This is a genomic window from Microbacterium sp. 69-10 (assembly GCF_001897945.1).
Lineage (GTDB): Bacteria > Actinomycetota > Actinomycetes > Actinomycetales > Microbacteriaceae > Microbacterium.
Map to the genome: position 1 here is coordinate 43,065 of NZ_MKRT01000024.1, position 1,508 is coordinate 44,572.

Annotated in this window: 2 protein-coding genes; both read right to left on the bottom strand. The window is 66.3% G+C overall.

Going from position 1 to position 1,508, the window contains the following annotated elements; translation table 11 throughout:
- Window positions 1-9 precede the first annotated feature (9 nt).
- Entirely contained in the window at window positions 10-888 is an 879-nt protein-coding gene (locus tag BGN97_RS11145; RefSeq protein ID WP_292701322.1) for a carbohydrate ABC transporter permease, read from the bottom strand.
- Window positions 881-1,508 (bottom strand): sugar ABC transporter permease (locus tag BGN97_RS11150; protein WP_292701324.1); only part of this gene is annotated, 628 nt, incomplete at its 5' end. The genes BGN97_RS11150 and BGN97_RS11145, both read right to left, overlap by 8 nt.

Here is a 1,508-nt window from a genome sequence, read left to right on the forward strand (position 1 = left end):
TCATCGTGGTCATTTCTCCCCGCTTGCGATCGAGAGTCCGCCGAACGAGCGCTGCATGATGAACATCAGTACAGCGGGTATCAGGGAGAGGATGACGGCGCCGGCGAAGTGCTGCCCGAAGTTGGAGGTGTGCTCTCCGAACGCCTGCGAGAGCGCCACCGGCGCGACCTGCAGACTCCGATCCGACACCACGAGCAGCGGCCACAGAAACGATCCCCACTGGCCGAGGAAGATCAGCAGGGCCGAGTTGACGAGGGCGCCACCGCCGAGCGGCCAGTAGATCGAGCCGAAGATTCGCGGCTCCGAGGCGCCGTCGATCATCGCAGCTTCCCGATAGGAGGCCGGTATCGACAGGAAGTGCTGGCGGAGGTTGAACACCGCCAGACCGTTCCCGATGCCGGGCAGCACCAGACCGATGATCGTGTTCGTCAGGCCCCATCCGGTGAACAGCTGCGAGAGGGGGATCGCGATGGCCTCGAAGGGGATCATGAAGCCGACGACGATCACTGCGAAGACGATCCCCCGGCCTGGGAACCGCAGCACCGCCACCGCGTAGGCGGCGAGGGCGCAGAGCACCGTTCCGACCGCGACAGAGATCAGGCACACGAGCAGCGAGACGACGAGTGCGCGTCCGAACGGGCCGAGCAGCAGTCCGGCGAAGTTCTCGAAGGTCACCTGCGAGGGGACGAGGATGCGCCAGCTGAGGGGCGAGAGGGAGCTGAAGATCTCGTCGGCGGGGCGCAGCGAGCCGACGAGCAGCCACAGCACCGGCAGGACGAACACCATGCACACGAGCACGGCGATCGCCGTCGCCAGCGGGGATCTCCGCGCCCAGCGCGGTGCTCGACGCGGAGCGCCGAGCACGGATGCGGGAACCGGGTCAGCCATTCCGTCCTCCCTTCTCGTCCTCGCGCAGCAGCGCGAACTGCGCGGCGACGAAGATCAGCATGATGAGGGTCAGCACGATGACCTGTGCCGCACCGAGGTTCTTGTCGCTGTACGTGTAGCTCGTGCGATAGGCATCGAACATGAGCATCGTCGTCGAGTTCTGCGGCCCGCCGCCGGTCAGCATCTGGATCGGCACGAAGAGCACGAAGTTCGCGACGGTGTCGGCGACGAGGACGAACAGGAGCGGACGCTTCAGCATCGGAAGCGTGATGTGGAAGAAGGTCCGGATCGGGCCGGCGCGGTCCAGCCGCGCCGCTTCGTAGTACTCGTCGGGTATCGCCTCGATGCCGGAGATGAGGAAAAGCATCCAGTACCCCACGCCCACCCAGGTCGCGACGAGCATGATGGACGCGAGCGCATGGGTCGACGACGTGAGGAACGGCTGCCTGCCCAGGCCCAGGGCATCCAGGATCGCGTTCAGCGGACCGTCGGGGCGCATCGCGATGCCCCACACGATGGATGACCCGACGATGGGGATGGTCGCGGGGACGAACAGCAGGATTCGCCACAGGCCGCGGAGGTGGAGCCGTCGCGTCATCAGCACGGCCAGCATCAGCGCG

What these genes read in the sequence shown, in the direction of transcription:
- BGN97_RS11145 (WP_292701322.1), bottom strand. Translation starts at nt 888, where the DNA reads ATGGCTGACCCGGTTCCCGCATCCGTGCTCGGCGCTCCGCGTCGAGCA.